This is a genomic window from Thalassobacterium sedimentorum (assembly GCF_031127905.1).
GTDB lineage: Bacteria > Verrucomicrobiota > Verrucomicrobiia > Opitutales > Coraliomargaritaceae > Thalassobacterium > Thalassobacterium sedimentorum.
The window spans coordinates 1-7945 of record NZ_JARXIC010000060.1 but is presented as its reverse complement, the minus strand read 5'-3'; the positions used below and the strand labels follow the sequence as shown (position 1 = coordinate 7945).

7 protein-coding genes are annotated in these 7945 nt (G+C 52.4%); 4 read left to right on the top strand and 3 right to left on the bottom strand.

Annotated features, from left to right (window positions below; translation table 11 throughout):
* Positions 1 to 405: hypothetical protein (locus tag QEH59_RS17770; RefSeq protein WP_308986731.1), on the top strand; the 405-nt coding region annotated here is incomplete at its 5' end.
* A gap of 174 nt (positions 406 to 579) precedes the next feature.
* On the opposite strand, the gene QEH59_RS17765 is transcribed toward QEH59_RS17770, so the two are convergent.
* The 3 genes from QEH59_RS17765 to QEH59_RS17755 are packed head-to-tail and all read right to left on the bottom strand — an operon-like array spanning position 580 to position 4394.
* Entirely contained in the window at positions 580 to 2148 is a 1569-nt protein-coding gene (locus QEH59_RS17765; RefSeq protein ID WP_308986730.1) for an amidohydrolase family protein, read from the bottom strand.
* A 58-nt stretch (positions 2149 to 2206) separates the two neighbouring features.
* Positions 2207 to 3592, bottom strand: a complete 1386-nt coding sequence (locus QEH59_RS17760; protein ID WP_308986729.1) for an MFS transporter — start codon at positions 3590 to 3592, stop codon at positions 2207 to 2209.
* A gap of 1 nt (position 3593) precedes the next feature.
* Positions 3594 to 4394: a fumarylacetoacetate hydrolase family protein gene (locus QEH59_RS17755; protein WP_308951435.1), complete on the bottom strand. Its 801-nt coding sequence runs from the start codon at positions 4392 to 4394 to the stop codon at positions 3594 to 3596.
* 146 nt (positions 4395 to 4540) lie between these two features.
* On the opposite strand from QEH59_RS17755, the gene QEH59_RS17750 reads away from it, so the two are divergent.
* From QEH59_RS17750 to QEH59_RS17740, 3 genes are all read left to right on the top strand, one after another.
* Positions 4541 to 5797 (top strand): amidase, encoded by a 1257-nt coding sequence (locus QEH59_RS17750; RefSeq protein ID WP_308986728.1) that lies wholly within the window; start codon positions 4541 to 4543, stop codon positions 5795 to 5797.
* Positions 5782 to 6789 (top strand): bile acid:sodium symporter family protein, encoded by a 1008-nt coding sequence (locus QEH59_RS17745; protein ID WP_308986727.1) that lies wholly within the window; start codon positions 5782 to 5784, stop codon positions 6787 to 6789. Before QEH59_RS17750 ends, QEH59_RS17745 begins: the two co-directional genes overlap by 16 nt.
* Positions 6790 to 6868: 79 nt before the next feature.
* Complete coding sequence (locus QEH59_RS17740) at positions 6869 to 7798, top strand: acetamidase/formamidase family protein (RefSeq protein WP_308986726.1); 930 nt, start codon at positions 6869 to 6871, stop codon at positions 7796 to 7798.
* Positions 7799 to 7945 lie beyond the last annotated feature (147 nt).

The window sequence follows — 7945 nt, the reverse complement described above, 5'->3', positions numbered from 1 at the left end:
CTCTTGGAAACTGCTCAGATCGAAATCCTGTCCATGGTCTGGGCCAGTGCGCTTGTTGCACGCGAGCGGCAACGCATCCACGAAAAAAGCGCAAGGCAATCGGCTCAGTCCGGAGAAAATGAAACGATCTACCAGTCACGATCCATCCGCTTCGATTTAGTGCGTGAAAACGTCACGACTCTATGGACGCTCTTCGAAAGCGTCGGTAGCATTATTAGTGAAGAGCAGTATCAAGGCTTCGTGGACAAATTTACCACAGAGGTCGAGATCTTCCGCTCTCCCAAGCGAAGAAGACGAACATGCCCCAGAAAAGTAAGGCAAAGCGTCAGCCATTGGCCCAAAGTCAGGATAAGAAGCGAATCCAGACAACCAGTTCTAATTACGGTCCTAGAAAGGGCACTTTGAATTATGCAATGGCATTGTGACAAGTCGCGCCCCTACAGCCTCAGTAAGTATTTGGCTCGATCTGCAATGACTAACCAGAGCAATCGTCGTGCTCTTCCTCCCACGCTAAAGCGACGACGTACGTGCGAGCCAAGAGCTCAGACAGGACCAATAACACCCTTTCAACTCCTCTCCCTACTCGACTTCCTTTGGCTTTCCGTAAGTAGGATGCTCGTGATCTTCGGTGAAGTGCTTCTGATCTTTATATTCAGTCAAGCCCTGAAAGATCGGCCTTTGATCCATCACACTCGGATCTTGTGCCGCATGGTCGGCATCTACTTTCGTCTGCACCAAGGCAACGCGACGCGTGACTTCGTTCTTGGTTTCCTCATAATCGACTTGGGTAAACTCACCGCGTTCCACCACGGCTTCCCCCGCAACGAATACAGTTTCCAAATTCGCCACACTGCACGCGAGCACAACGTGCTCAATCGGATTAATCACTGGGCTGGTTTCCATACTGCGTGGATCAATCAAAATCAGATCGCCCCACTTGCCCACTTCAAGACTACCGACTTGCTCCTCAATTCCCAGCACACGCGCGGTGCCGATGGTATGATAGCGCAATACATCCAAAGGCATCATAATAGTCGCATCCTGATACTTCATGCGTGTGGCATAGAGTCCCATGCGCATATTTTCGAAAGGGTCCGAAATATCGGCACTCGCTTGCCCATCGATCCCCATACCGACTTCAATGCCCATCTCTTCGTAATGCGGAATATCTGCAAGCCCGGATGCTAAGCGACCATTCGAAAGCGGGTTCCAGACCATCGTGGTACCGGACTCGCCCGAACGTTCCAGAATCGGATCCGTCACATTAATGAAGTGTGCAAAATTCAAATTCGCCCCCATCACGCCAGCTTCATCATAAACGGGAAATAGGCCTTGCTGAATCTTAGTATAGTTCGGCTCGGGATCCTCCAAGTAGTGCACTTGAATCGGGAGATCAAATTCCTTGGCCAGCGACATCTCCATCAAAGTGCTCTCGCGCCCATTCAAAAGCCCTAAGCCCGCCATCCACACAGCAGGCACGCGCGGATGCGAAGCATCGATCCCCTCTTCTTTAATAATCTCCAGGTAGCGCTCCAGCATACTGTGATTCTCTTCAGCGCTCTTATCTAGGTCGACTCCATAGCCGAAGATGATGCGCGCCCCCGAATCGAGACTCCCACGGTAAAGGTCGACATACTCGTCAACAGTATTGCCCCCAGCATTCAAGGTCCAATCATAGATCGTAGTGATCCCGTGCCCTAGATAATCCATCGCGCCGTGCTTAGAAAACCAATACAAATCCGAAGCATCATAATGCGGGCCATAAGTGCGATGATAGCAATAGATCCAACCCATCAAATTATGATGCGCACCAATTCCGCGAAATGGGCTTTGATACAGATGACTATGCCCCGACAAAAAGCCTGGCATCACAATCTTACCCGTGGCATCTATCGCTTGCTCCGCACTCATTGAATCTGGCGCCTGACCCGCCCCCACCGAAGCGATCTTGCCCTCTGCGTCGATCAACACATAGCCGCTCTCATAATAACGACCGCTACCGTCGACAGGAATAATAGTTGCATTTTCAATTAGCAACTTAGCCTTAGCCTCAGCTGCCGAAGCACTGGTTAAAGCGCCGAATGCAAGCGGCAGCAACAGAGTCAGCGCGAACAAGCGCGCAGCGGATGTGTGATGGTGTCGAATCATAAAACTCGACGTGCAGACTTCGTGCCGAAACAGAGAACGGCTGCGAAACATCAGTTTTTTACCCGGACTTATCACTCGGCCCCGAGCGAGGCCGTGCGGGGGGCTCCACCATATTAATAAAAGTGACTAAATAACGGAAGGGCCGCACCAGCATACCTTGCCGTGGCATTGCTTCTTCAGAACTCGGCGCACTTTTAATTTTCATGTAGCCCTTCAACAGTACCAATTGCAAGGCGATCGCCAAAGCAAAGTAGATCAAAAATCGATGGGTATTAATCAAGCCACTCTCAGAATCCTTTAGCACCATGCCCCATCCTGTCGAAGCCAGACCCCCAATAAAACCAACCACCGCACTGAACAAAGTGACCGACAAGGTGCGCTCACTTGGTCGGCACACATGCGAGAGGTATTTATTGGTCGCCGTCTGAAAACTGGAAACGGCAAAGCCCACCAACAAATAGACCAGCGGCAAGGCCATCTCCAATCGCCCGGGGAAGAGTATAATCAAGAGCCAATAAATTTGAAATGCGATGGTAGCCAAGTTGGACAAAACAAAAAATGGCTTCGATCCCAGGCGGTCGATCCACTCTTTAATCACCAATGCCGCACCAAACATACCCACAAACTGGAGCGCCATAAGCGCCAGAATATAACTCTGGCTATAGTCCAAGGCAGTCTTCAAATAATAAACAGAGAAGGGAGTAAAAGCGTATCCAGCAACTCCATACGCCACCTGCAAGCGCAAGAAGCGCCGGTAGTGACTCGGCCTGAAACATAGCTTCGGCGCACGGCTAAAAAAGTGCCGTAGTGGAATCACCACGGGGCGACGCCCGTCGGGCAAGTTACGTAAGAAGCACAGGCTAACGACGGCTGCAATTAATGTCAGTGTGAACAGCACTCGAAACGCATTGTAAGGGTTCAGTAAATAGAATAATAAACTACTGAGTAACAGAGTCAGCACGCCCGCCAACCCCACCACCAGGGCATCCGTTGCGAAATAGCGCCCACGTATCCGTTCAGGCAATATATCAAACATCCAAGGCAGCATCGCAGTCGCGCCGATAGCGCGAAAAAAACAAAAGCCAAAGATGGATGCGATAAAGAGCGTCAGCACCCAATCCGGCGGCTGCTCTGGCGCCCAATATACAATCGTGACAGGTACAATTAAAAAGAAGCCACGAATGCCCCAAGCCCAAAGAATCTGACGCCGAAACCCTAGGATGGACAGCAAGGCAGTGGAAGCGAGCTGGACCGGAAGCAGCAAAAACACGGCCGCGTAAATCAAGCCCACCTGTGTCGTACTTGCTCCCAATTTCTCGCATAATAGCACCATCGGCGTGCCCAGCCCAATCATCCAGACAAAGGCATTTGCGAAGCCAAAGTAGGTGCCCTTCCGATACTGCCCCAGCTCGGAAAGCTTTAGAAAATCGTATTTGGAAGGCACTTTAAGTCACCTCTTCGATCACCGTATTCTCCAGGCGACCGATCCCTTCAACTTCAATAACAACTTGATCGCCCGCTTGCAGAAAACGCTGCGGCTTACGCGCCACGCCAACTCCTGTGGGCGTGCCCGTTAAGATCACAGTGCCCGGCGCCAAGGTGGTGCTGCCACTCAGGAATACAATTAAATCGGCAACGCTAAAAATCATATCGCTGGTATTTGAGCACTGCACTTCCTCGCCGTTGAGCTCGGTTCGAATCTGCAGCGCATCCGGATCTCCAATCTCATCTGGCGTCACTAAGACCGGCCCCAATGGGCAAAAGGTATCAAAAGTCTTACCCTTACACCACTGACCACCGCTGTAGATTTTTTGCCAATCGCGCGCGCTTACATCATTGGCGGCGGTATAGCCGAGCACATGCTCCAACGCATTCGCCTGAGTGGCGTTTTTACAAGTCTTACCGATCACAATCGCAAGCTCGCATTCGTAATCAACCGAATCGCTCGGCAAATAGCGCGGCAGAACAATTTGTCCGCCAGGTGCCAACAGTGCAGTGGGACTTTTCATAGTCACTACAGGATGCTCGGGAATCGGCTTATCCATCTCAATCGCATGCGCTCGATAATTGAGGCCGATCGCATATACAGTCGTCGGCTCGACTGGCGCCAACAAGTCAGGATTCGTGACGACTTGATCAGTCTCGACCAAACCAGATAGCGGCGTGCCGTTGCACACGGTGTGGCTGCCATTTTTAAAAAGTGCGTAGCGAGGGCCCTCGTCAGTGATAATTCTGCTTATCGGCATAGTAGGAAATTTTGGTAGTTCATAAACCGAGCTGAATAGCATTTAGAATACCACATGCGCCTACGATCGCGCTTTTCATCCAGTAAATACTGATTGGCATTCTATCTGCATACGAGCCTCACACAACACAGACAAATTTAGAATAAATGAAGCCCTTAACAATAAACGAATGGCAAGCGCTCTACGCAAAAAGCCGATCTGACTGGCGACAGAGAATAGAGACTGAGCTATCGAACTGTATTGAAATAACCAATACAAGCGCATTCAGTTGCAGAAAGCTAGAGCGCACAGAGAGTGCGTCCAGCAGGAATCATGTGCTCGCGGGACTGCCCTATGCCGTCAAAGATTTATTTAATGTAGCGGGCCACCCGACCCACGCCTCATCGATCCTACCCTTACTACTCGAGAGCAGCGCAGCCGAGGATGCAGCAATTGTGCAACGCATGCAGCACCTAGGGGGCTGCTGTGTCGCGAAGACGCAAATGAACGAATTCGCCTACGGACTCTCCGGCGAGAACCCGCACTACGGCGATTGTCCACACCCCAAGCTTCCAGACTGTTTAAGCGGCGGCTCTAGCAGCGGCTCTGCCTATGCTGTAGCGGCGGGTCACCTCCCGCTCGCATTTGGAACCGACACCGGAGGCTCGATCCGCCTGCCCTCGGCATGGTGCGGGATCTATGGCATTCGCTGGACGCCCGGGTATTGCATGCAAGGCGCCATGCCATTGGCACAGAGCTTCGATACTATGGGCTGGTTCACGCGCACGGCCGACGAAATGGCAACTGTGATCGCGGCATGGTTTGAACTCGAGGCATCGCAGCACACCAGCCCAATCAGTGGGCGCGCATTTTTCCCACCGCACCTGCTGACGCCCGAAAGCCACAAGGCTACAGTGCAGTTGGCTCAAAAACTCAAACTCACGATAGAGCAAGACATGCCCGGTTTAAGCGCGTTGCTCGAGCCCTGCCAACTCGCGTTTAATGTATTACAAAGCCAGGAAGCCTACCAGTTCCACCATGAGTGGTTGGAGAAATATGGTGCCGACTACGATCCCATGGTTAAAGCGCGTATCCTCAGAGGCCAGGCCTGGACCGAGGCCGAAGTGCAGACCGCTCAAGACACGCGACTACAAATCCGTAACTGGTTCGACGCGTATTTTTGCGAGCATGACTATCTAGCGATGCCAATCTGCCCGGGCCCCACTTTGCCCGTCGATCAAGCCAGCCCCAAACTGCGCGAGCAAACACTGCAACTCACCACCGCAGCCAGTCTGGCTGGACTTCCGGCGCTATCCGTTCCCGTATGGATCGACAGCACGCGATCGGTCGGCATACAGTTCATATTTAAAGACCCGACCCCCACCGTGCCTCTAGCACTTCTCGACCTATGCAAAAGCATCTAAAAAAACACGCCTTCACACTCTGGCTATTACTCGGAGTAGGTCTGGCGATACTCTTCCCTGAACCAGGTGCCAAGGGCGGCCTGCTACACCCGGAAATCACCACTAAACTCGGGGTGAGCTTGATCTTCTTATTACAAGGCCTCTCACTACCGACTAGTGAGTTGACCCGCGGCTACAAACCCAAGCGCTTACACGCCTTTGTGCTTTCTTGGAACTACCTAGTCTTCCCACTAGTAATCGGCCTCCTGCTGCTGCCACTCTCGCTAATACTCCCCGCAGAATTGCGCTTAGGATTTTGGCTGCTCTCGATCCTGCCTACCACCGTTTCCTCGGCGGTGGTCTTTTCCACTGTTTCCGGCGGCAACACTTCCAATGCGATTTTTGCTACGGTCTTTTCCAACTTAGTATCCGTGCTATTGGTGCCGACTGTAGCAGTCACCTACCTAGCCGCAGAGACCGAAGCCAACATCTCACTCATACCCCTATTTTCAAAACTGTTTACTCTGATCATTTTGCCTCTAATCATCGGGCAAATAGCGCGTAAAGCATTGCCTGCGGTCGCGGCGAGCATCTGCAAAAAAACCAAACCTTGGAGTAATTGGATCATTATCTTCATTGTCCACTGTGCCTTTGCCCAAAGCGTACACTCTGGCTTTTTGGATCAGCTCAGCGGCAGCTCCATCCTATCGGTAGTCGGTAGCACGGTCTTCATCCTACTACTCTGTAGTCAACTGGTCTGGTGGACTGCAGCCTGGATCCACCCCACACGCGAGCAACGCATCACCGCCTTTTACTGCGCGAGCCAGAAATCACTCGCGACAGGGCTGCCACTCGCCACCTCCATCCTTGCCGCCGCCCCTGGCGTCGTCGACACCGCCGCGGTCTTGATTCCACTTATGTGCTATCATCCGGCCCAATTAGTCTTGGCAGGATTCATTTCAGGTAAATTTGCACAGCTTCCTGAAGCACCCGCACACAGTGGCACAAAATGAGCTTAGCTCTCCTCCTTTTAATCAATGCTCCCCGTGACGCCATTGACGCACAGCGCGGCACATTCGAAACGAAACCACTATGCACACCTTAGACAAATCAATCACCTACAATGCCTGGGACAACAGCATCGCCCCACGTATTGAAATCGAATCCGGCGACAGCATCCTCATCGAAATGGAAGACTCCAGCGATGGCCAAGTACAGCCAGGACAGTCGCTCGAAGACTTTGTCAAAATCAACTTTGACCTGATCCATGCGCTCACGGGGCCCGTCGCCATCAAGGGTGCACAGCCCGGCGACACCTTAAAAATTGAGATTCTAGAATACATCCACAAGGGCTGGGCCTGGCAGAGTATCAACCCGGAAAAATGCTTCCTGCCTGACGACTTTGATGACTTTTACCTGCACCACTGGAAACTTGAAGGCGACAAGACCCACAGCATGCCAGGCATCGAACTGGCGCTCCATCCTTTCTGTGGAATCCTAGGCGTGCAACGCGCCGAGTCTGGCGCATACCGAACACGCCCCCCAGGTCCGTATGGCGGCAACATGGACGTCAAGCACCTCACGGCCGGCAGCACCCTCTACCTACCCGTATTAGTCGAAGGCGCTCAACTCTGCGCAGGCGACGCCCATGCCGCCCAAGGCGATGGCGAGGTTTCCATTAACGGGCTCGAAGCACCGATGGATGTGAAACTACGCATCAGTATCGACCAAGAGGTCTCCGTCGAGGCACCTTATATCTACACCACGCCGGAGCTATCCCCTGCTGCCTACGCCGGCTCCCGCTATCACGCCTTCGTCTGCAGTGGCCCCGACCTAAAACAGAACGCACAAGACGCCGTGCGCCGGGCGATCGATTATTTAATGAAGCGCGCGAACCTGTCAGCCGAGCAAGCCTTCCTTGTCTGCTCGGCCGTGCTCGATCTAAAACTCAGCCAAGTCGTGAATGTGCCCAACCTCACCGTGACCGGTTATCTCCCCGAAGCCATTTTCGTTGAGACATAAGCCAGCAAACTAATTCTACATTGTTAAACTACGAGATGTATGTGGTTCGTCCCTGTTTTCGATAGTGGTGTTCAATGGATTTGAGTCTTGCTGTGTGTCTTTGTAGGAGTTGTTGGAAGATCTCCTTTTCTGAGCGTTGTTTGGAAG